Annotated in this window: 23 protein-coding genes and 1 tRNA gene; 7 read left to right on the top strand and 17 right to left on the bottom strand. The window is 62.9% G+C overall.

Going from position 1 to position 22,074, the window contains the following annotated elements; translation table 11 throughout:
• Positions 1 to 174: 174 nt before the first annotated feature.
• Positions 175 to 342: a hypothetical protein gene (locus tag AB3X89_RS22700; RefSeq protein WP_368585257.1), complete on the bottom strand. Its 168-nt coding sequence runs from the start codon at positions 340 to 342 to the stop codon at positions 175 to 177.
• A gap of 180 nt (positions 343 to 522) precedes the next feature.
• On the opposite strand from AB3X89_RS22700, the gene AB3X89_RS22695 reads away from it, so the two are divergent.
• Positions 523 to 699, top strand: coding sequence for a hypothetical protein (locus AB3X89_RS22695; RefSeq protein WP_368585256.1), 177 nt, complete (start codon positions 523 to 525; stop codon positions 697 to 699).
• Positions 700 to 762: 63 nt separating this feature from the next.
• Here the strand turns inward: AB3X89_RS22695 and AB3X89_RS22690 are convergent, their stop codons facing one another.
• Positions 763 to 954 carry a hypothetical protein gene (locus tag AB3X89_RS22690; RefSeq protein WP_368585255.1) on the bottom strand — a complete coding sequence of 64 codons (192 nt, stop codon included), beginning with the start codon at positions 952 to 954 and terminating at the stop codon, positions 763 to 765.
• Positions 955 to 1,093: 139 nt separating this feature from the next.
• Between AB3X89_RS22690 and AB3X89_RS22685 the strand changes: the two genes are divergently transcribed.
• Both AB3X89_RS22685 and AB3X89_RS22680 read left to right on the top strand, forming a co-directional pair.
• Positions 1,094 to 1,252, top strand: coding sequence for a DUF3309 family protein (locus AB3X89_RS22685; protein WP_176105549.1), 159 nt, complete (start codon positions 1,094 to 1,096; stop codon positions 1,250 to 1,252).
• Positions 1,253 to 1,322: 70 nt separating this feature from the next.
• Positions 1,323 to 1,399 (top strand) — tRNA-Pro (locus tag AB3X89_RS22680).
• 205 nt (positions 1,400 to 1,604) lie between these two features.
• Here the strand turns inward: AB3X89_RS22680 and AB3X89_RS22675 are convergent.
• Positions 1,605 to 1,877, bottom strand: a complete 273-nt coding sequence (locus AB3X89_RS22675) for a hypothetical protein (protein ID WP_368585254.1) — start codon at positions 1,875 to 1,877, stop codon at positions 1,605 to 1,607.
• Positions 1,878 to 2,173: 296 nt separating this feature from the next.
• Between AB3X89_RS22675 and AB3X89_RS22670 the strand changes: the two genes are divergently transcribed.
• On the top strand, positions 2,174 to 2,632 hold the full coding sequence (locus tag AB3X89_RS22670; RefSeq protein WP_368585253.1) for a histidine phosphatase family protein: 459 nt from the start codon (positions 2,174 to 2,176) through the stop codon (positions 2,630 to 2,632).
• Between the two features lie 155 nt (positions 2,633 to 2,787).
• Positions 2,788 to 3,600 carry a GNAT family N-acetyltransferase gene (locus tag AB3X89_RS22665; protein WP_013089997.1) on the top strand — a complete coding sequence of 271 codons (813 nt, stop codon included), beginning with the start codon at positions 2,788 to 2,790 and terminating at the stop codon, positions 3,598 to 3,600.
• Positions 3,601 to 3,696: 96 nt separating this feature from the next.
• Here AB3X89_RS22665 and ppx read toward each other — a convergent pair whose 3' ends face one another.
• The gene (gene ppx / locus AB3X89_RS22660; RefSeq protein ID WP_368585252.1) at positions 3,697 to 5,346 is read right to left on the bottom strand and encodes an exopolyphosphatase; all 1,650 of its coding nucleotides are present in this window, start codon (positions 5,344 to 5,346) and stop codon (positions 3,697 to 3,699) included.
• A gap of 204 nt (positions 5,347 to 5,550) precedes the next feature.
• On the opposite strand from ppx, the gene ppk1 reads away from it, so the two are divergent.
• Positions 5,551 to 7,614: a polyphosphate kinase 1 gene (gene ppk1 / locus AB3X89_RS22655; RefSeq protein ID WP_368585251.1), complete on the top strand. Its 2,064-nt coding sequence runs from the start codon at positions 5,551 to 5,553 to the stop codon at positions 7,612 to 7,614.
• A 117-nt stretch (positions 7,615 to 7,731) separates the two neighbouring features.
• On the opposite strand, the gene phoR is transcribed toward ppk1, so the two are convergent.
• From phoR to AB3X89_RS22600, 11 genes are all read right to left on the bottom strand, one after another.
• Positions 7,732 to 9,045, bottom strand: a complete 1,314-nt coding sequence (gene phoR / locus AB3X89_RS22650; protein ID WP_368585250.1) for a phosphate regulon sensor histidine kinase PhoR — start codon at positions 9,043 to 9,045, stop codon at positions 7,732 to 7,734.
• Between the two features lie 86 nt (positions 9,046 to 9,131).
• A complete protein-coding gene (gene phoB / locus AB3X89_RS22645) occupies positions 9,132 to 9,833 on the bottom strand; it encodes a phosphate regulon transcriptional regulator PhoB (protein WP_008922879.1) in 702 nt (233 codons plus the stop codon).
• A 26-nt stretch (positions 9,834 to 9,859) separates the two neighbouring features.
• On the bottom strand, positions 9,860 to 10,564 hold the full coding sequence (gene phoU / locus AB3X89_RS22640) for a phosphate signaling complex protein PhoU (protein WP_368585249.1): 705 nt from the start codon (positions 10,562 to 10,564) through the stop codon (positions 9,860 to 9,862).
• Between the two features lie 28 nt (positions 10,565 to 10,592).
• Entirely contained in the window at positions 10,593 to 11,441 is an 849-nt protein-coding gene (pstB, locus tag AB3X89_RS22635; RefSeq protein WP_018433457.1) for a phosphate ABC transporter ATP-binding protein PstB, read from the bottom strand.
• A gap of 16 nt (positions 11,442 to 11,457) precedes the next feature.
• Complete coding sequence (gene pstA / locus AB3X89_RS22630) at positions 11,458 to 12,354, bottom strand: phosphate ABC transporter permease PstA (protein ID WP_368585248.1); 897 nt, start codon at positions 12,352 to 12,354, stop codon at positions 11,458 to 11,460.
• Positions 12,351 to 13,352 (bottom strand): phosphate ABC transporter permease PstC, encoded by a 1,002-nt coding sequence (pstC, locus tag AB3X89_RS22625; RefSeq protein WP_368585247.1) that lies wholly within the window; start codon positions 13,350 to 13,352, stop codon positions 12,351 to 12,353. The genes pstA and pstC overlap by 4 nt, the downstream gene beginning before the upstream one ends.
• Before the next feature lie 160 nt (positions 13,353 to 13,512).
• Positions 13,513 to 14,544, bottom strand: a complete 1,032-nt coding sequence (pstS, locus tag AB3X89_RS22620) for a phosphate ABC transporter substrate-binding protein PstS (RefSeq protein WP_368585246.1) — start codon at positions 14,542 to 14,544, stop codon at positions 13,513 to 13,515.
• A 396-nt stretch (positions 14,545 to 14,940) separates the two neighbouring features.
• Positions 14,941 to 16,299 carry a phosphoglucosamine mutase gene (gene glmM / locus AB3X89_RS22615; protein ID WP_368585245.1) on the bottom strand — a complete coding sequence of 453 codons (1,359 nt, stop codon included), beginning with the start codon at positions 16,297 to 16,299 and terminating at the stop codon, positions 14,941 to 14,943.
• 29 nt (positions 16,300 to 16,328) lie between these two features.
• The gene (gene folP, locus AB3X89_RS22610; protein WP_368585244.1) at positions 16,329 to 17,228 is read right to left on the bottom strand and encodes a dihydropteroate synthase; all 900 of its coding nucleotides are present in this window, start codon (positions 17,226 to 17,228) and stop codon (positions 16,329 to 16,331) included.
• A gap of 83 nt (positions 17,229 to 17,311) precedes the next feature.
• Positions 17,312 to 19,201 (bottom strand): ATP-dependent zinc metalloprotease FtsH, encoded by a 1,890-nt coding sequence (gene ftsH / locus AB3X89_RS22605; protein WP_013090008.1) that lies wholly within the window; start codon positions 19,199 to 19,201, stop codon positions 17,312 to 17,314.
• A gap of 189 nt (positions 19,202 to 19,390) precedes the next feature.
• Positions 19,391 to 20,053 carry an RlmE family RNA methyltransferase gene (locus tag AB3X89_RS22600; protein WP_368585283.1) on the bottom strand — a complete coding sequence of 221 codons (663 nt, stop codon included), beginning with the start codon at positions 20,051 to 20,053 and terminating at the stop codon, positions 19,391 to 19,393.
• Between the two features lie 197 nt (positions 20,054 to 20,250).
• On the opposite strand from AB3X89_RS22600, the gene AB3X89_RS22595 reads away from it, so the two are divergent.
• Positions 20,251 to 20,778 (top strand): YhbY family RNA-binding protein, encoded by a 528-nt coding sequence (locus AB3X89_RS22595; RefSeq protein WP_368585243.1) that lies wholly within the window; start codon positions 20,251 to 20,253, stop codon positions 20,776 to 20,778.
• Positions 20,779 to 20,972: 194 nt separating this feature from the next.
• On the opposite strand, the gene AB3X89_RS22590 is transcribed toward AB3X89_RS22595, so the two are convergent.
• Positions 20,973 to 21,482, bottom strand: a complete 510-nt coding sequence (locus AB3X89_RS22590; protein WP_368585242.1) for a DUF4149 domain-containing protein — start codon at positions 21,480 to 21,482, stop codon at positions 20,973 to 20,975.
• Between the two features lie 20 nt (positions 21,483 to 21,502).
• Entirely contained in the window at positions 21,503 to 21,979 is a 477-nt protein-coding gene (greA, locus tag AB3X89_RS22585) for a transcription elongation factor GreA (protein ID WP_026228283.1), read from the bottom strand.
• Positions 21,980 to 22,074 lie beyond the last annotated feature (95 nt).

Below are 22,074 nucleotides of genomic sequence, written 5' to 3'. Positions count from 1 at the left end.
GTTACGGCTTGAAACAAGCGCATACATATCGCATAACGAGCGCGTCCTAGAATGTTTCCAGCCCGTGCTCTCCGCGCGAACAGTCGGCACGGGTCAGAAGTGCCGGCGTGCCCGCGCCGGTGCTTCGCTTTCCCCGCCCCTCCCTTTCCCGATCGTTTTCAATTCGACGAGCGCTCACTGTGCGGCGGGCGCGGGCACCATGGCGGGCGGCCGATCGTCGGTTGGCACGCCGTGGTAGTCGGCGGGATCATGTGGCGGGCTGCCGCGATGCGCGGACGGATGGTCCGCACAGCCGGCGACGCCGGCGCACAACAGCAAGGCAACAGTCAGAACGCGGGTCATTTTGCAATCTTCTCCGGGACAAAGGGGATGGCGGAAGTCCGCCGGCGCGCCGAGAGTCTACCCGCAAAGCGCGTTCCGCGACGCCATCACGCCCGCTCGTGCCCCGCTCGTTCCATTTCGTGAGATTTCGCCAGACCTGCGCTACTATGGGTTCATGGCTGAACCTACCGGGAGACTGCCATGGACGGTGAATCGATCGCGGGCCTGATCGGGCTCGCAATAGGCTTGCTCGTGCTGGTGGCGTTGTCGATTTTCGAATCGCGGGCCTACCGGCGAGAACACGACGGCGAGGGCATGCTGCATCACTGGACGCATCAGCACCTGCATATGCCGCATTGGAGGCGTCCAAGGCACTGATGCGGGTGATCTTCGACTCGGACCGAGTCGGCTCTAGTCGCGGCACCGGCATATCGCAGTGCCTCAGTTGCGCGTCCGCTCGATGACGCGATGACCGGCGTTGCGGCGCATGTTTGCGCCGCGCGCGTCGTCGTCCGCTGCACGTGCGCAATACCTTTTCAGTTCCTTCGGCATACATACATCGAACGGTGACGCTACGCGCGCCGCCCCCTCTTTTTTCACCGTCGTCCAAGGCCTCGCCGCATCGATCTTCATCGGTGATGGGCACATGCCTTGCGGGTTCCGATCCAGCAACAGGCGCGCGATACGCGCGTCGATTGTCGCGGCGCGCGTGCGCCAAACCAGCGTGACGATGCGGCCAGCGATTTCGCGGCCCCTCGAAAAGGAGAACGCCATGACCGTCGGAACCATCCTGCTAATCGTGCTCATCCTGCTGTTGATCGGCGCATTGCCAAGCTGGCCGTATAGCAGCGGCTGGGGCTATCGACCGACTGGGCTTGTCGGCGTCGTGCTGATCGTCGTGATCATTCTGCTGTTGATGGGGCGAATATAGCTGACCGCCGAGCCAGCGCAAGCCAAGGCATTGACGCTCCTGTCCGTACCCCCTATACTCTCGGATTCGTCGGAGCGTAGCGCAGCCTGGTAGCGCATCTGATTTGGGATCAGAGGGTCGAAGGTTCGAATCCTTTCGCTCCGACCATTGGAATCAAGCAAAAAGCCCAGCCTTAACCGGCTGGGCTTTTTGCTTTCTGGGTCCGTCTAGGCGCTGTGTAGGCAAATTCGACCAACGCGAATCGGCCTTCGTCGCGCCCCCTCCTCTAAAATCTGCTATCAAAAGCTATCATTTTCGCCAGCCGCGTTGTTTTCGGCGCGCGCAGCGTTAAGGCGCGATTGGAAAGTACTTTTTAAAACCTTCGTTCAGGTGCCGCCTCGCGCTTCGCGTCGGCGGCGGCGCGCTGCCGGGCTTCCTGTTCGCGCGGGTCAAGGCCCATGTCGATCAGCACGCGGAGGTCAGCGGCATGCTGGCGGGCGCCCTCCGGCTTCCAGTTGGCAGGATCGTCAATGTTGCAGCGGATCGTGCGGCCGTGCAGGCGGCCTTCGACAGTGTCGGCACGCGCGCCTGCCGACGTGACGCGCAGGCCCGAAGCCGCGCGTCTTGGTGCCTGCATGAAATTCAATCAACAAGCCGGAATCTCAAAACGCCCTGATTCGAGATCAGAGGGTCGAAGGTTGGTCGAAGGTTCGAATCCTTTCGCTCCGACCACGAAAAGCAAGTCGAAACCCGCGAAGCCTCCGGCTTCGCGGGTTTTTGCTTTTTTGGCCCGCGCTCACCCGGACGCTGACAGCCAATCCATCAGGCACTCGCCTTGCAAATCATCATCCGTGCATGCGACAGTGCTTGCGCACGTACCTCGCTGCGAAGACGCGCAAACCCGCCGCAATGCCTTCCTAGGCCGCTCAAAAGGAGACTCTCATGGACCTGATCCTCTGGCGTCACGCCGAAGCAGAAGATGTCGCCTCGAGCGATCTCGCCCGCGCGCTCACGACGCGCGGCCGCAAGCAGGCGCAGAACGCCGCGAAATGGCTTCGCGCGCGCCTACCCGAGGACGCGGTCGTCCTCGCGAGCCCCGCCGTGCGCACGATCCAGACCGCCGAGACGTTGAGCGACCAGTATCGCGTCGTGCGCGAACTCGCGCCGAACGCGAGCGCGAACGATGTCCTCGAAGCGGCCGGCTGGCCCGGCGGCATCGCGCAGACCGTGGTGATCGTCGGCCATCAACCGACGCTCGGCCACGTCGCCGCGCAACTGCTCGGCGACAGCCGCGCGAGCTGGCCGCTGAAAAAAGCGGGCATCTGGTGGATCGAGAGCCGTGAGCGCCACGGCGAAGAGGAGGCGGTGTTGCGCGCCGCCATCAGTCCCGATCTGATCTGAGCGCGCGCGTCGCGCGACGCATCCGACTTTACGGGCACGCACGCGAGGGCTTACGGGCAGTCATCCAATCGTCACAGCTTTGCCATGCGAGCGTCACCGCGCGTTACTACATTGGCGAAAAAAGAAATCCTCCCTCTTTTCGACCAGGACAGCCAATGCGAGAACTGCCCACGCCCACCCTGCCCTTCGCCTCGCTTTTCGAACCGCGCCGTCTGCCCCGCGCCGAGGAAACGGTCACCGCGCAGCATCGCCTGCAAGTCTCGTGGGCGCGTACCGACGAAGAGCTGCGTGAAGCGCAGCGTCTACGCTATCGCGTCTTCGCCGACGAAATGGGCGCGCGCCTGAGCGGCCCCGCCGGCCTCGACGTCGATGCGTTCGATTCGTACTGCGATCATTTGCTGGTACGCGATCTCGACACGTTGAAAGTAGTCGGTACGTATCGCGCGTTGCCGCCGCATCAGGCCGCGCGCATCGGCCGTCTGTATGCGGAAAGCGAGTTCGACGTGTCGCGTCTCACGCATCTGCGCGCGAAGATGGTCGAGGTCGGCCGCTCGTGCGTGCATCCCGACTATCGCAGCGGTTCTGTGATCATGTCGCTGTGGGCAGGGCTCGGCGCGTACATGAAGCACAACGGCTACGAGACGATGCTCGGCTGCGCGAGCGTCGCGATGGCCGACGGCGGCCACTATGCGGCAAACCTGTATTGCTCGCTGCGTGACAACGCGCTGACCGCGCCCGAATATCGCGCGTTCCCACATACACCGCTGCCGGTAGACGACCTGCAGACCGGCGCCGCCGTCGCGCCGCCGCCGCTCGTGAAGGGCTACTTGCGACTCGGCGCGAAGATTTGCGGCGCACCGGCGTGGGACCCCGACTTCAATACCGCGGACTTCCTGACGCTGTTCCGCCTGTCCGATATCAACGCCCGCTACGCGCGGCACTTCCTCGGCGATGCGTTGCCGCGATAAGCTGCATCACCGGGAAACGAAAAAGCCCTGCATTTGCAGGGCTTTTTTTGTGCACGCGCACGCTGCGAATCGAAGCGTGCGTCGATCGGCGCGACATCAATCGTCGGTATAAACCACGCGATACGGAATCCCGACTTTCTCCCACTCCGCGGCTTCCTGGATCAGGCTGTAGTCCGTCAACGGATTGTTGGCGACCCACTCGTTCGGCAAACGCACCTCGTAACCGCCGTTCGCCTGAGCAACCGTGATGCCCGGCAGGCCGACGTCCGCGCGTCGACGGCACAGCAACGCCGCGAGCCGCAGGCAGAACAGCAGCGGCCATTCGACGTCGCGCGTCTGCGACAGCTTGCCGAGCTTGCCCGCGTGGCCGAGCACGAGCGCGGCGAGGCGTGCCTGATCGGTGCGCGAAAAGCCGGGCATGTCGGCGTTGCTTGCGATATACGCCGAATGCTTGTGATAAGCGCTATGCGAGATCGACAGCCCGATTTCGTGCAGCGACGCCGCCCAGCCGATGAACATCCGGTTCTCCGCGCGGCGTTCTTCGTCCGGTTCGATGAACTGATCGTAGAAGCTCGTCGACAGATCGCTGATACGCCCCGCCTGCGCACGATCGACGCCGTAGCGCCGCATGAAGCCGCCGACCGTCACGGTCCGCATGTCCTCGTGCTGCGAACGGCCGAGCAGGTCGTACATCACGCCGAGACGCAGCGCGCCGTCGGTGGTGTCGACATAATCGACGCCCAGTTCGTCGAATACCGCGATCATGATCGACAGGCCGCCCGCGAGCACCGGCACGCGGTCGCTCTTCAGCGCGATCAGCTTCAGCCGGTTGACGTTCTCTGCCTTGATCAGTGCGCGCTTGAGCCGCTCGAGGCCGCCGCGCGAAATGCCGTGCGTGACGCCGGCATCGTTGAAATTGTTCGCCTCGACCAGTTCGGCGAGCGCGCGGGCGGTGCCCGATGAGCCGATCGCCTGCTCCCAGCCGGTCTTCTTGTATTCGGCGGAAATGATCTGGATTTCGCGGCGCGCGGCGAGCTCGGCCTGACGCATCGTGTATTCGTCGACGTTGCCGGCCGGGAAAAACGTGCGGCTATGGCTCACGCAGCCGATATACAGGCTCTCCATTTTGATCGGCGTGTAGTGCGAGCCGATGATGAATTCCGTCGAACCGCCGCCGATATCGACGACGAGCCGCTTGCCCGCGCTCGCCGGCACCGAGTGCGCGGCGCCTGCATAAATCAGGCGAGCTTCCTCACGCCCCGCGATCACTTCGATCGGAAAACCGAGCGCCGCCTGCGCTTCGCCGAGAAACTCGCCCGCATTCTTCGCGATGCGCAGCGTATTGGTCGCGACCGCGCGCACGTGGTCGGGGTGAAAATCGCGCAGACGCTCGCCGAAGCGCTTCAGCGCATCCCAGCCACGCACCTGCGAGGCGCGATCGAGCATTTTGTCGCTCGATAGCCCGGCCGCGAGCCGCACCGGCTCGCGCAAGGCGTCGACCTGATAGATCTGGCTGCCCGCGTCGGTTTCCTCGACCCGGCCCACGATGAGCCGGAAGCTGTTCGAACCGAGATCCACGGCGGCGAGGAGATGAGGGATATTGACCATCGGGTAAGCGTACTCCATGCGCGCGAGCGCGGCGGCGGCTGCGGGCGTGGCGGCGGACGCTGGCAGCGCCACGCGCCTGCCCGGCGCCTTCGACGCATGATGCGCGTCGCGGCCGGCCGCACTGTTCAAAGACGCCATTCTAAGCGTAGCAGCCTTCACGGTGTCACCTCGCGGCGCAGGGAGTTCGGTATCGTCGCATAGGTAGCGCGTCATATTGACGACAGCCGACGATTGCGGCATAAAATGTTTAAAACACCGCCGATGTCATCAGGACGTCATCAAATCGTGAGAATTTCCGAGCGTCTTTCCGTCGCCATTTCAGACATTCCAATCTCGCCACCGATGTCCGTCCGCTATCCCCTATTGAATCGCGAGCTGGGCATTCTGGGTTTCAACGAGCGCGTGCTGGCGCAAGCCGCCGATCCCGCCGTCCCCCTGCTCGAACGTCTCCGTTTTATCTGCATCACCAGTAGCAATCTCGACGAATTCTTCGAAGTCCGCATGGCCGGGCTTCAGGAACAGATGCGCGACAACCCCGGCGCATTGTCGCCCGACGGCATGTCGCTGCAGCACGTGTACGACCTCGTGGTCGAACGTGCGCAGAAGCTCGTGCATCGCCAGTACACGATGCTGCACGACACGGTGCTCACCGCGCTCGAGGAGGAAGGCATCTATTTCCACGGCACCGAAGCATGGAGCGACGCGCAGACCGAATGGGCGCGTAACTACTTCTTCGACGAACTGCTGCCGGTGTTAACGCCGATCGGTCTCGACCCCGCGCATCCGTTTCCGCGCGTGCTGAACAAGAGCCTGAACTTCGTCGTCGAGCTCGAGGGCAAGGATGCATTCGGCCGCCAGGCGATGATGGGCATCGTGCAGGCGCCGCGCGCGCTGCCGCGCCTCGTGCGCATGCCGCAGGAGCTGTCGGGCTATCCGCATGGCTTCGTGCTGCTGAGCTCGCTGCTGCAGCGCTTCGTCGGCGAGCTGTTTCCGAATCTCGTCGTGCGCAGCTGCAATCAGTTTCGCATCACCCGCAATAGCGAACTGTTCGTCGACGAAGACGAAATCACAAATCTGCGCGTCGCGTTGCAGGGCGAACTGCCGGCGCGACATCTTGGCAATGCGGTGCGGCTCGAAGTGTCGGCGGAAACGCCCGCGCACGTAGTGCGGCGCCTGCTCGACGAAAGCGGTCTGTCGAACAAGGACTGCTACTACGTGAACGGCCCCGTCAACCTGGTGCGGCTGATGCAATTGCCCGAGATGGTCGACCGGCCCGATCTGAAGTTCGTGCCGCATATTCCGTCGACGCCGCCCCAAATCGCCAATGCCGCGAGCATGTTCGACGTGATCGACCAGGGCGACGTGCTGCTGCATCATCCGTACGAGAGCTTTCAGCCGGTGCTCGAGCTGCTGCTGCAGGCCGCCAAGGACCCGAACGTGGTCGCGATCAAGCAGACCATCTATCGCACCGGCACCGACTCGCCGCTGATGGACGCGCTGATGCAGGCCGCGCGCAACGGCAAGGAAGTCACGGTGGTCGTCGAACTGCTCGCGCGCTTCGATGAGGAAACCAACATCAACTGGGCCTCGCAGCTCGAAGCGGTAGGCGCGCATGTAGTCTACGGCGTGGTCGGCCACAAGTGTCACGCGAAGATGATGCTGATCGTGCGACGCGTATTGGCGGGCGGCAAGTCGACCCTGAAGCGCTACGCGCACCTGGGTACCGGCAACTATCACCCGCGCACCGCGCGCCTCTATACCGACTTCGGTCTGATGACCGCCGATCAGAAGATCTGCGAGGACGTGCACCATGTATTCCAGCAGCTGACCGGCATCGGCGGCGAACTCAAGCTGCACGAACTGTGGCAATCGCCGTTCACGCTGCATCCGAAGCTCGTCGAAGCGATCCGCAAGGAAGCCGAGCACGCACGGGCGGGCAGGAAGGCACGCATCGTCGCGAAGATGAACGCGCTGCTCGAGCCGACGGTGATCGCCGAACTGTACGAAGCAGCGCAGGCCGGCGTGAAGATCGATCTGATCGTGCGCGGTGTGTGCTCGCTGCAGCCGGGCGTGCCAGGACTCTCCGAGAACATCACGGTGCGCTCGATCGTCGGGCGCTTTCTCGAACATCATCGCATCTACTATTTCTACGACGGCGGCAAGGAGCAGGTCTATCTGTCGAGCGCCGACTGGATGGATCGCAATCTGTTCCGGCGCGTCGAAGTCGCATTTCCGGTCAACAACCGGCGGCTGAAACGGCGCGTGATCGCGGAAGGGCTATCGGCGTTTCTCGGCGACAACCAGTCGGCCTGGTTGATGCAAAGCGATGGTCACTATCGCCGGCGCCGGCCGGGCAAGGCGTCGCGCAATGCGCAGATGAGCCTGCTCGGCAAGTTCTGTTCGTAGTCGCCCGTGTTGCGGGTGCTCGCCGCGACGGCGGGCACCTGACGATCTGCGCGCATAAAAAAACCGCCTGTTCCAGGCGGTTTTTTGTTGGATCGACCAGTCGGACGACTGCCGTGCTCAAACCTGTGCGGTTTGACAGCGCGCGGTCCGATACACCGGAAAGCGCACCGTGAACGTGCTGCCGCGCCCTTCTTCGCTCTTCACTTCAAGTTGCGCATCGTGCCGTTGCAATACGTGCTTGACGATCGCGAGACCGAGCCCGGTGCCGCCCGTGTCGCGCGAACGGCTGCGATCGACGCGATAGAAGCGCTCGGTGAGCCGTGGAATATCGGCGGCCGGAATGCCGAGGCCGCTATCGGTGACCGAGAACACCGCATGGCCACCCTGCGCACGCCAGTTGACCTTGATCGAGCCGCCGTCCGGCGTATAGCGGATCGCGTTCGTCACCAGGTTGCCGAACGCGCTGAGAATCTCGGTTTCGACGCCGGTGACCGTCAAAGCTTCGTCGGCTTCGAAGACGATCTTGTGATGATCGCTGGACAGGCTCTGCGCGTCGTCGTGCAGATGCCGCAATACCGCCTGCATGTCGATCATCTGATCGCTCGGCGGCTTGTTGTCGCCTTCGAGCGTCGCGAGCACCAGCAGATCGCTGACGATATGACGCATGCGCGACGCCTGCTGCTCCATCAGGTCGAGATAGCGCGCGCGCTCGGCCTCGCCCAACGGCAGCTCACGCATCGTCTCGAGAAAACCGGACAGTACGGTGAGCGGCGTCTTCAGTTCGTGCGACACGTTGGCGACGAAGTCACGCCGCATCGCATCGGTGCGCTCGAGTTCGGTGATGTCCTGCGACAGCACCAGCTTGCGATTGTCGCCATACGGAAACACCTGCACCGACAGCACGTTCTGGCGCTTGTCGCCCATGCCGCGCATGATCAGCATTTCCTCGTACCGATGCGAATTCAGATAGCGCACGAAATCCGGATGACGCACCAGATGCGTGATGTGCTGACGCAGATCGCGCTTCGCATCCAGCCCGAAGTGGCTTTCGGAAATCGCGTTGCACCACTCGATCTGATCGTGATCGTCGAGCATCGCGACGCCGTTCGGCGACGCCTGGATCGCCTGGATGAACCGCGAATGCTGCTGCTCGACCTGGCGCACCTGGGCGTGCCAGCGCTTCGCGAGCTTGTGCAGACGGTAATAGATTTCGCCCCAGATGCCGGGGGCGCTCGGCACTTCGCCGTACACCGGCGCATCGAGCAGACGCCACAGACGCTGCTTGTGGAAGGTACTGAAGACGCTCTGTGCGAGCAGCATGACGATGGCGAGAGCGAGCCCTGCCTTGACGTTCACCAGTGCGCCGACCAACGCGCAAAGAACAGCAAGCAGCACGACCGACACGATGGAGCGCGCCCAGATGATGTTCATGGTCTAGCGATCGAAGAGAAAATACAGCGCAGGAAGGAGTGTGTGGCGGCTCACCGTTACGCAGTGCAGTGCGCCGCCGGCGGCTATCAGGCGCTCTTCGCCAGCCGGTAGCCGCTGCCGCGTACCGTTTCAATCATAGCATCGCACCCGGCCGGCTTGAGAGCCGCGCGCAGACGCTTGATGTGCACGTCGACGGTACGCTCTTCGACGAACACGTGATCGCCCCACACCTGGTCGAGCAGTTGCGTGCGGCTGTGCACGCGCTCCGGGTGAGTCATGAAGAAGTGCAGCAGACGGAATTCGGTCGGGCCGAGATCGAGCTTGATCTCGCTGCCTTCCGCATGCGCGGCGACGCGGTGTGTGGCCGGATCGAGCTTCAGGCCGTTGATTGCGACCACGTCTTCGGTCAGCTGCGGCGCGCGGCGGCGTAGCACCGCCTTGATGCGCGCCATCAGTTCCTTCGGCGAGAACGGCTTCGTCACGTAGTCGTCGGCGCCGATCTCGAGGCCGAGCACCTTGTCCTGCTCGTCGCCGCGCGCGGTCAGCATGATGATCGGGATATGCTTCGTGCGCTCGTTGTTGCGCAGATCGCGGGCGAACGAAATGCCCGATTTGCCCGGCAACATCCAGTCGAGCAGCACGAGATCGGGCAGCACGTCGCTGATCAGGTTGTGCGCCTGCTCCGCGTTGTACGCGCGAATCGGGCAGTGTCCGGCGTGTTGAAGATTGACCGAAATCAATTCGGAAATGGCGGGCTCATCTTCAATGACGAGAATGCTGCTGGGCATCGGCACCTCTGTTCCTTATCTCTGGATTAGCTGAGCGCTTCGCGTTCGAGCGCGTCGCGCGACTGGTGCCGCACGTCGGTACCCTTGACGATGTAGATGATGAATTCGGCGATGTTCTTCGCGTGGTCGCCGATCCGCTCGATCGCCTTGGCGATGAACAGGAAGTCGAGGCCCACCGAGATCGAACGCGGATCTTCGGTCATATACGAAATCAGCTTGCGCACGAACGCGCGGAATTCCTCGTCGATCGCCTTGTCGTCGCGCACGATCTGCGCGGCAGCGACCGTGTCCAGACGCGCGAACGCGTCGAGCGCACGGCGCAGGATCGACACGGCCATCTCGCCGGACAGCTTGATTTCGGCGATGTTGATGGTGCGCGAGGCGCCGTCTTCCATCAGACGCTTGGTGCGCTTCGCGATCTTCTCGGCTTCGTCGCCGGCGCGCTCGAGGTTCGTGATGGTCTTCGAGATCGCGATCAGCAGGCGCAGATCGCGCGCGGCCGGCTGACGGCGCGCGATGATGTTGCTGCACTCTTCGTCGATGTCGACTTCCATCTTGTTCAGACGGTCTTCGGCGGCGATGACCTGCTCGCACATACCGAGGTCGAATTCGTTGAGCGCCTGCATCGCGTTGACGATCTGCGATTCGACGAGACCGCCCATTTCGAGCACTTTCGACGAAACGAGGTTCAGGTCGGCGTCGAACTGGCTGGACAGATGTTTATCGGACATGTCGTACTCCGTTGTATTGCCCGGCGGATCAGCCGAAGCGACCGGTGATGTAGTCCTCGGTTTCCTTGCGGACCGGCTTGATGAAGATTTTTTCCGTGTCGCCGAATTCGATCAGTTCACCGAGGTACATATAGGCAGTGTAGTCCGAACAGCGGGCTGCCTGCTGCATGTTGTGCGTGACGATCACGACCGTGTAGTCGCTCTTCAGTTCGGCGATCAGCTCTTCGATACGGCCCGTCGAAATCGGGTCGAGCGCCGAGCACGGCTCGTCGAGCAGCAGCACTTCGGGTCGAATCGCGATACCGCGCGCGATACACAGACGCTGCTGCTGGCCGCCCGACAGACCGTAGCCGCTCTGGCCGAGCTTGTCCTTCACTTCGTTCCACAGCGCCGCCTTGGTCAGCGCCCATTCGACGCGGTCGTCCATTTCCGAGCGCGACAGCTTCTCGAACATCTTCACGCCGAAAGCGATGTTGTCGTAGATCGACATCGGGAACGGCGTCGGCTTCTGAAACACCATGCCGATGCGCGCGCGCAGCAGCGAAATGTCCTGGCGCGTGGTCAGCAGGTTCTCGCCGTCCATCACGATCTCGCCTTCCGCGCGCTGCTCCGGATAAAGCGCGTACATCTTGTTGAAGGTTCGCAGCAGCGTGGACTTGCCGCAGCCCGACGGGCCGATGAACGCGGTCACCTTGCCTTCGGGAATCTGCAGGTTGATGTTCTTCAGCGCGTGGTACTTGCCGTAGAAGAAGTTGAGATCCTTGACTTCGATCTTCGGACGCGACGGGGTTTGCGCGTGAGCGCTGTGTTCGGGGTCGGAGCCCGCGGGCGCGGTTGCGTGCCCGACCGGATTGAGTTGGGTTTCTGCCATGTTCATCGGATTCACTCCGCCCTTACTTGTTCGAGAAGATCGTGCGCGCGAGGATATTCAGTCCCAGCACCGCGAGCGTGATCAGGAAGACGCCGGCCCACGCGAGCGACTGCCACTGCGCGAACGGGCTCATCGCAAACTTGTAGATCGTGACCGGCAGGTTCGCGACCGGCTGGCCCATATCGACCGAGAAGAACTGGTTCGACAGCGCGGTGAAGAGCAGCGGCGCGGTTTCGCCGGCGATCCGCGCGACCGCCAGCAGCACCCCAGTGACGATGCCCGCGATCGACGCCTTCAGCGTGATCGACAGCACCATCTTCCACTTCGGCGTACCGAGCGCGAACGCAGCTTCCCGCATCGCATTCGGCACGAGCTTCAGCATGTTTTCGGTCGTGCGGATCACGATCGGAACCTGCAGCAGCGCTAGCGCGAGCACGCCGGCCCAGCCGCTGAAGTGGCCCATCTTCGCGACGACGAGCGCGTAGACGAACAGACCGATCACGATCGACGGCGCCGACAGCAGGATGTCGTTGATGAAGCGCGTGAGGTTCGCAAGCCAGCCTTTCTGGCCGTATTCGGCGAGATAGACGCCCGCCATGATGCCGATCGGCGTGCCGACGAAGGTCGCGAGCGCGACCAGCAACAGGCTGCCGACGATCGCATTCGCAAGACCGCCGCCATCGGTGTTCGGCGGCGGCGTCGACTGCGTGAACAGCTCGACCGACAAACCGCCGATCCCGAGATGCAGCGTCGTATAGAGAATCCACACGAGCCACAGCAGGCCGAACGCCATCGCCGCGAGCGACAGCGTCAGCGCGATCGCGTTAGTCATCCGACGGCGCCCTTGCAGACGCACGCGCATCGCTTCGAGCGTCGCAGGGTCCTTCAGGCCCGGCATATTCAGGGACGGTCCGCTCATTTCGCGCCCTCCCCTTTCTCGAGACGCAGCAGCATGATTTTCGAAATCGCCAGCACGATGAATGTAATCACGAACAGGATCAGGCCGAGTTCCATCAGCGCCGACGTGTGCAGGCCCGGGTCCGCTTCCGCGAACTCGTTGGCGAGCGCCGACGTGATGCTGTTGCCCGGCGAAAACAGCGAAATATTGTCGAGCAGATTGGTGTTGCCGATCACGAAGGTGACCGCCATCGTCTCACCCAGCGCGCGGCCGAGGCCGAGCATGATGCCGCCGATCACGCCGGTCTTGGTGTACGGCAGGACGATCTTCCACATCACTTCCCACGTCGTGCAGCCGATACCGTAGGCCGATTCCTTGAGCAGCACCGGCGTCACTTCGAACACGTCGCGCATGACCGCCGCGATGTACGGGATGATCATGATCGCAAGGATGACGCCCGCGCACAGGATGCCGATGCCGATCGGCGGACCCGAGAACAGCGCACCGACGATCGGAATGCCGCCGAGCACCGCGCCGAGCGGCTTCTGGAACCACACCGCGAAGATCGGTGCGAACACGAGCAGACCCCACATGCCGTAAACGATCGACGGAATCGCGGCGAGCAGTTCGATCGCGATGCCGAGGGGCCGACGCAGCCATGCAGGCGACAGTTCGGTCAGAAACAGCGCGATGCCGAAGCTGACGGGCACCGCGATGATCAGAGCGATGATCGACGTCGCGAGGGTGCCGTAGATCGGCACGAGCGCGCCAAATTGTTTGCTGGGTGGATCCCACACCGCCGTCCAGAGGAACGCGAGACCGAACTCGCGAATCGACGGCATCGAGGCAATGATCAGCGACACGATGATGCCGCCGAGCAGCAGCAGCGTGACGATGGCGGAAAGGCGTGCGAGGCCGCCGAAGATCACATCGCCGGAGCGGCCAGGCGCTTTCTGCTGCGACGCGCTGCCAGGCGGAGTGGCCCGGCTCGTGCCGGACGCTAAATGAATATCGGACATGAGAGCCTGAGGGACCTGTATCCAGTTGCCGGACGACACATGTCGGGCGGGCGGTGATGCATGCGGCGCATGCCGCGTGAAAGTCACAGGCCGTCCTCATGCGAGGACGGCCGGGGTGCTACCAGGCGCGATTCAGACATACCGCGCCAGCTTACGCCTGTTACTCGGCGAGCGTCTTGCCTGCCGAATCCTTGACCTTCTGCTTCCACTGCGTGCGGATTTCCGACACTACCGATTCCGGCAGCGAGATGTAGTCCAGATCGTTCGCAGCCTGACCGCCGTTCTTGAACGCCCAGTCGAAGAACTTCAGCGTTTCCGCGCCTTGCGGTGCCTTTTCCTGCGTCGTGTGCAGCAGCACGAACGTCGCGCCGACGATCGGCCATGCGTTCTTGCCCGGCTCGTTCGTCAGGATCTGGTAGAACGACTTCGACCAGTCAGCGCCAGCAGCCGCTGCCTTGAACGTGTCGGTCTGCGGCTGAACCACGGTGCCGGCTTCGTTCTTCAGCGCGACGTAGTTCATGTGGTTCTGCTTGGCGTACGCCCATTCGACGTAGCCGATCGAACCCGGCAGACGCTGCACGAATGCCGCGACGCCGTCGTTACCCTTGCCGCCCGTGCCGGTCGGCCAGTTGACCGTCGCACCTTCACCTACCTTCGTCTTCCATTCCGGGTTGACCTTCGACAGGTAGTTCGTCCAAATGAAGCTGGTGCCCGAACCGTCGGCGCGGCGCACCACGGCGATGTCCAGATCCGGCAGCTTGACCTTCGAGTTCAGCGCGACGATTGCCGGGTCATTCCACTTCTTGATCTTGCCGAGATAGATGTCGCCGAGCACTGCACCCGACAGCACCAGTTCGCCCGGCTTCACGCCCGGCACGTTGACTGCCGGCACCACGCCGCCGACCACCGTCGGGAACTGGAACAGGCCTTCCTTCGCGAGTTCGTCGTCCTTCAGCGGAGCGTCCGAACCAGCGAAATCGACGGTCTTCGCCTCGATCTGCTTGATGCCGCCCGACGAACCGATGCCCTGGTAGTTAACCTTGCCGCCGCCGGTCTTCTGATAAGCGTCGGCCCACTTCGTGTAAATCGGTGCCGCGAACGTGCTGCCCGCGCCGGTGATGTCTGCGGCTTGCGCTGCGATTGCGAAAAGCGCGCCAGCGACGCCAGCGAACACGGTTTGCATCAATTTCATGAGACCTCCAAGGGAGTGTGAGCGTGTGGTGTGAGCGGGAAACTCGAACACCGCGAAGCTTAGGGTCTCTTTATGACAAAAACGTGACTGATCGTGAATCGGATGTGACAGTCACATTACTCAGTGAAAGGTTCGGGAGCGGGCGAATGCCGCCATAGCGATGCTCGCTGCATCGCATTTTGCAAGTTAGACGAAAAAGACGGAGCGCGAACGTTTGCGCTCGGTGCTGAGGGACGTTTTTGTGCGGAGACGTCGACTTTCTGGTGGCTGGGGCGCGGGGAGTTGTTGGGGTGAAGCCCGGCGACGAAGTTTATGAGACGCGGGTCGCTGAACCTTCTCGTAGCGACCGTCAGGCAGCAAGCGGTCGCCACCGCCTGCCGCCTGTTCGGGAACAGATCAGGCCGTCGCTACCCGCACGGCTTCCGCAATCGCTTCCGAATGCTCGAGCGCGTCCGCGGCGTTCTGCGCCTCTACCATCACGCGCAGCACCGGCTCGGTGCCCGACGCGCGGATCAGTACGCGACCGCGGCCGTCGAGCGCGCCTTCGGCCACCTTGATCGCGCTACGAATCGTATCGCTGCCCTTCCAGTCCGCGCCGGGCTTCATGCGCACGTTGATCAGCTTCTGCGGGAACAGCGTGACACCGTCGAGCAGATCCGCGAGCGACTTGCCGCTGCGCTGCATCGCCGCCAGCACGAGCAGAGCGGACACGATGCCGTCACCGGTCGAATGGCGATCGAGCGACAGAATGTGGCCCGAACCTTCGGCGCCGAGCTGCCAGCCGTGCTCGCGAAGCTGTTCGAGCACATAGCGGTCGCCAACCGCGGCGCGCACGAACTTGACGCCGGCTTTCTGCAGCGCGACCTCCACGGCCATGTTGGTCATCAGCGTGCCGACCGCGCCTTCCACATGGCCGGCCGTCGCGATACGGTCCTTGACCAGCACGTACAGCAGCTCGTCGCCGTTGAACAGGCGGCCGGACTCGTCGACGACCTGCAAGCGGTCGGCGTCGCCATCGAGCGCGATACCGAGGTCCGCGTGGTTTGCGCGCACCGCGCGAACCAGCGCATCCGGAGCGGTCGCGCCGACGCCGTCGTTGATATTGAAGCCGTTCGGCGAGACGCCGATCGGGATCACTTCCGCGCCGAGCTCATGGAACACGTGCGGCGCGACGTCGTACGCGGCGCCATGCGCGCAATCGACGACGAGCTTCATGCCGCGCAGGTCGTACGCGGCCGGGAACGTGCTCTTGCAGAACTCGATGTAGCGGCCGGCCGCGTCGTCGAGACGGCGCGCCTTGCCCAGTTGCTCGGAAGCCGCGCATGCGAGCGGCAGCTCGAGCTGCTCCTCGATCTGCGCCTCGACGTCGTCCGGCAGCTTGTTGCCGTCGGCCGAGAAGAACTTGATACCGTTGTCGTAGTACGGGTTGTGCGACGCGCTGATCACGACGCCCGCGGCAAGCCGCAGCGCGCGCGTCAGATAGGCGATGCCGGGCGTCGGCATCGGGCCGGCCAGCATCACGTCGACGCCGGCCGCCGAAAAGCCCGATTCCAGCGCGGCTTCGAGCATGTAGCCCGATACGCGCGTGTCCTTGCCGATCAGGACGGTCGGACGAGCGCCTGTCTTCGCCCATTGATCAGCGCCCGCGAGCACCTTGCCGGCCGCGTAGCCGAGCCGCAACACGAATTCCGGCGTGATCGGGCCTTCGCCGACCTTGCCTCGAATGCCGTCCGTTCCGAAGTAACGACGTGCCATATTTGTTCTCCCTCTATCTGGCTGCGGGTTCAACCGTGCGCGCGGCTCTGCTTTGCCGCGTCGCGCAGGGTTGCCCATACTTTCAATGCATCGACTGTTTGCGCGACGTCGTGTACGCGCAGAATCGCGGCGCCCCGCTCGGCCGCGCACACCGCTGCGGCGATGCTGCCGGCCACGCGCTCCGGCGCCGGCCGCCCCGTCACCGCGCCAACCATCGATTTGCGCGACATGCCCGCAAGGATCGGATACGGCGACGCGGCGCGCGGCGCCGTGTCGCCCAGATGCGCGAGCAGCGCATAGTTGTGCTCGACGACGACCTTGCCGAAGCCGAAACCCGGATCGACGCTGATACGCTCGCGCGCAATCCCCGCCTGCTGCAAAGCTGCGACACGCTCCTCGAGGAACTGGCGCACTTCGCTGACAACGTCGGCATAGTGCGGCTCGCCGCGCTGCATGGTCTGCGGCTCACCTAACATATGCATTACACAAAGGCCGCAGTCGCTGTCGCGCACCGCGTCGATCGCGCCGGGCATGCGGAAGGCCCAGACGTCGTTGATCAGGTCGGCGCCCGCGTTCAACGCGCTCCGCATCACTTCTGGCTTGTAGGTATCGACCGACAACGGCACGTTCGCGCCACGCAGTTGCTCGACGAGTGGTATCACGCGCTCCAGTTCCTCGTCGAGCGGCACGGGCGGCGCGCCAGGACGCGTCGATTCCCCGCCGATATCGATAATGTCCGCGCCCTCGAGCATCATGCGCTCGGCCTGGCGCAGCGCATCGCCGCGCATCGCGTACAAGCCGCCATCAGAGAAGGAATCGGGAGTGACGTTCAGGACGCCCATGACCAACGGGCGTTCAAACGTCAGCTTGAAGCGGCCGCACTGCAGCGGCTCTGGAAGGGGTACGGAGGAAGAATCGGCTTTCGACACGTAGCAATGCTTCACTTTGAACGGATAAATGCAAAACGGGCCGGTGTGTAGCACACCGGCCCGCACTTTCTACTGGCAACCTATCAGGCCGGCGCGGTTGCGCTGCCCGGCTTGACTTCAGTGCCCGCGCTGCCGCCCGACGAGGCGTCGCTTGCCGACGGCGGCGAGCTCTTCGGCGAACGCGGCGGACGGCCAGCCATGATGTCGTTGATCTGATCGGCGTCGATCGTCTCCCACTCCATCAATGCGGCGGTCATCGCTTCGACCTTGTCGCGGTTTTCTTCCAGCAGGCGCCGCGCGAGATTGTACTGCTCGTCCAGCACACGACGGATTTCCGCATCGACCTTCTGCTGCGTCGCTTCCGAAATGGTCCGCGTGAAGCCGCGGCCGAACGGCGAAGCGTCGTTTTCGTCGTCGACATAGACCATAGGTCCGAGCGCATCCGTCATACCGAAGCGGGCAACCATTGCGCGAGCCGTCTGGGTCGCCTTGTTGAAGTCGTCCGACGCACCGGTGCTGATGAGGTTCAGGAACAGCTCTTCTGCGACGCGGCCACCGAACAGAATGGCAAGACGGTCGAGCAGATAGTCCTTCGAGTACGTTTCGTTGTCATGCTCCGGCAACTGCCACGTGACGCCAAGCGCACGGCCGCGCGGAATGATCGTGACCTTGTGCACCGGATCGGCCTTCGGCAACAGCTTCGCGATCACCGCGTGACCCGATTCGTGATACGCGGTCGCACGCTTCGATTCTTCGCGGATCACGGCCGACTTGCGCTCCGGACCCATGAAGATCTTGTCCTTCGCGTCCTCGAAGTCCGTCATTTCGACGATGCGCTTGCCGCGGCGCGCCGCGAACAGAGCTGCTTCGTTGACGAGGTTCGCGAGATCAGCGCCCGAGAAGCCCGGCGTGCCGCGCGCGATCACTGCCGCATCGACGTCGTTCGAAATCGGGACCTTGCGCAGGTGCACCTTCATGATGTGCTCGCGGCCGCGGATATCGGGCAGACCGACATACACCTGACGGTCGAAACGGCCTGGACGCAACAACGCCTTGTCGAGTACGTCCGAACGGTTCGTCGCCGCGATCACGATGACACCCGAATTCGCCTCGAAGCCGTCCATTTCGACGAGCATCTGGTTCAGCGTCTGTTCGCGCTCGTCGTTACCGCCGCCCATGCCGGCGCCGCGATGACGGCCGACCGCGTCGATTTCGTCGATGAACACGATACACGGCGCGTGCTTCTTGGCCTGCTCGAACATGTCGCGCACGCGAGCCGCGCCGACGCCGACGAACATTTCCACGAAGTCCGAACCCGAAATGCTGAAGAACGGCACCTTCGCTTCGCCGGCGATGGCGCGCGCGAGCAGCGTCTTACCGGTTCCCGGCGGGCCCACGAGCAGCACACCGCGCGGAATACGACCGCCGAGCTTCTGGAATTTCTGCGGATCGCGCAGGAAGTCGACGAGCTCCGACACTTCTTCCTTGGCTTCGTCGCAACCGGCGACGTCGGTGAAATTGATTGCGTTGTTGTTCTCGTCGATCAGCCGCGCGCGCGACTTGCCAAACGAGAAGGCCCCGCCTTTGCCGCCCCCCTGCATCTGTCGCATCATGTAGAACCAGAAACCGATGATCAGGATCGTCGGCCCGAGGTAATACAGCACGGACATCAGTGCATTGGGTTCGTCGTCAGCCTTGCCGCTCACCTGTACGCCATACTTCATCAGATCGCCGACCATCCAGATGTCGCCGGGCGACACGATCTGGTACTTCTGGCCGTCTGCTGGAGTGACCGTGAGGTTCCGCCCCTGGACAATGACGTTCTTGACTTTGCCGTTCTTCGCGTCGTCCATGAACTGCGAATAGGAAACGCCTTCCTGGACACGGGGCTTGTCGAACTGCTTGAACACCGTAAACAGCACCAGTGCGATTACCAACCACACTGCTGCTTTCGAAAACATATTGTTGTTCAAAGCACCACTCCTTCACTTAGACGGGCGCCTACATTTGCCTTGCGGCACCACGAAAGCATTCTAATCCAGTCCGCAGACCCCTGCCATAGCGTTTCACTACCACGGAAATAGGGTAGCAGGCCAGCTTGGCGTCGGTCTTCGACGCATCGGGCTCATTATTGGCAGAAATGGAACCGGCTCGCCGCATCCCTATGCGGGACGCTTCAAATGCTTACCCAATATAAATGTTTCTGACGATTTATCCCGCGACGCCTTCGGCTTGCGGGCCGCAACCACCTTGAATTGGCGCTTGAACTTTTCGACAATCTGACTATATCCGCTGCCGTGAAAGCATTTGACTAAAAGGGCACCATCCGGCTTCAGGTGATTTTGTGCAAATTGGAGCGCGAGATCGCATAAATGCTCGATCCGCGCCGCATCCGCGATCGCCACGCCAGAGAGGTTGGGTGCCATATCCGAAATTACAAGGTCTACCTGGCGCGCGCCGACCAATTCTTCGAGTTGGATCAGCACGGAGTCTTCGCGGAAATCGCCCTGGATGAAGTGCACGTCGGCTACCGGCTCCATCGGCAGAATGTCCAAAGCGATGATCGTGCCGTCGATGCCACCTTCGCGCTCCGCGTTGCGCTGCGAGCCGCCGGCAAGCTTGTTACGCGCGTACTGGCTCCAGCTGCCCGGCGAGGAACCGAGATCGACGATCACCTGTCCCGGGCGGATCAGCTTGTCCTGCTCGTCGATTTCCTTGAGCTTGTAGGCCGCGCGGGCACGATAACCTTCCCGTTGCGCCATTTTGACGTACGGATCGTTGATGTGGTCGTGCAGCCACGCGGTATTGAACTTGTTTTTTGCCATTAAAGATTGAACTATTGCTGCGTCGAGTCGCGCTTTAGGGGATAATACGCGGTTAATTCGCGCGGCCACCGCCAGACTGGCGACCATCCGCGATTCTGTTGTTCTGACGCGCACCCTGCTGAATCAACCCGCCCGAATCGCTCGGCGATCGGACGAAAGCGCAGGAGCCGCCATTTTAGTCGAGTCTTCCACTTTCCATGCCAGCCCTCAAAGTCTCTCCCGACCAACGCGCCGAGTTGCGCTCCCAGGCACATGCGCTCAAACCGGTCGTGCTCGTCGGGGCCGAAGGCTTGACCGACGCTGTGCTCGCCGAAATCAAGGTGCACCTCGCAGCGCATCAACTGATCAAGATCCGCGTGTTCGGTGATGAGCGCGAGGAGCGCATCGCCATCTACGAAGAAATCTGCGACACGCTGAACGCGGCACCGATTCAGCATATCGGCAAGTTGCTCGTGATCTGGAAGCCAGAATCGGCACTGCCTGCGGCAAAAGCGAAGCGCGGTGCATTGCCGAGCGCCCGTGAAGCGGCAGCTGAAGAAGCCCGGCCGGCCAAGGGCCGCGCACCGCGCATCGTCAAGGTGGTGAAGCCGACCGACGTGCCGATGCGCAAGCCGCGAGCGAAAGCGGTGTTGGTGCGCGGCAACGAACGCGTGACGCAGGGCGGCAACATCAAGCGCGCGAAGAAGCGGCAAACCAGCGCGAAGCGTTCGCATCAGTCGAAGTAAGAGAACACGCGGCCATGGTGCGGACCGGCTCCGCACCGCGCGTTGGGAGCCTTGAGCGCAAGGCGAAACAGCGCGAATGAACTGTAGCTGGCCGCCGGAATCGCGACGATTCGTCGCAACATGAAGTTCGTCGCGGGCATCGGCATCGACCGGCGGACACAGCGCCGAGTCACACCGCCAGCCACCCACGAGCTTCAGCCCGCCACCTTCCCCCTGACTCCGCGCGCGCCCTCTTCGTCGGCCGCAGTACCGACATGCGCCGGCAGCAGCCACACGAGCGCAACACCTAGCAGGCTCTCGATCAGATAGAACAGACTCGACACGCCATGCAGGATGCCGAAGCGCGTTGCATAAACGGAATGTCCGACGTCGCCGCCCGCCTCGAGCGCGGCGACGCGCATCGCGTTCATGAACGGCTGCAACGCGAAATAGCCAACCAGCACGCATACGAGCATACCGGCGAGCAGCCAGCGCAGGCGGCGATACGCGCCACTACCGCGCCGCACGAGCAGATTGGCCAGACCGAGCAGCAAAATACCGCACACGACGCCAATCACACCCTGAATCCGAAACAGCTGCGCGGCAATGGCACCCGCCGTCATGCGGTCGAGCGACGTGAAGAGCACGGGCGCAACCGCGTAACCGATAGTCAACAGACTACCGACCCACACCACCGTCAACAGGCGGAATAAACGATGCGGCATCAGAGACACCGGCGCCATCCTCAGATGTAGCTGACCGCGATGATTTCGTATTCGCGAATGCCGCCCGGCGCCTGCACCGACGCGACGTCGCCTTCCGACTTGCCGATCAGCGCACGCGCGATCGGCGAGCTGATCGAGATCAGGCCGTGGTCGATGTCCGCTTCGTCGTCGCCGACGATCTGGTATTTGACCGACGCGCCCGACTCGAGGTCTTCGAGCTCGAGCGTCGCGCCGAACACCACGCGGCCGTCGGCTTCCACTTGCGACGGATCGATCACCTGCGCGCCCGCGAGCTTCGACTCGATTTCGGCGATGCGGCCTTCGATGAAGCCCTGCTTTTCCTTCGCAGCGTCGTATTCCGCGTTTTCCGACAGATCGCCCTGGGCGCGCGCTTCCGCGATCGAGTTGATCACAGCCGGACGCTCAACCGATTTCAAGCGCTGCAATTCATCGCGCAGCATGTCAGCTCCGCGCTTCGTCAATGGAATAGTGCTCATAAACAACTCTGGAGGCAAAAAACGGCCATAAAAAAAATCACCGCGGTTAAGTGCATTCCGCGAAAGCCGCCGCCCATGGATAGACCCGGGCCGCA

The organism is Paraburkholderia sp. BR14320 (assembly GCF_040948665.1).
Lineage (GTDB): Bacteria > Pseudomonadota > Gammaproteobacteria > Burkholderiales > Burkholderiaceae > Paraburkholderia > Paraburkholderia youngii.
The sequence above is the reverse complement of the archived record's forward strand: the minus strand, read 5'-3'. Positions and strand labels throughout refer to the sequence as shown.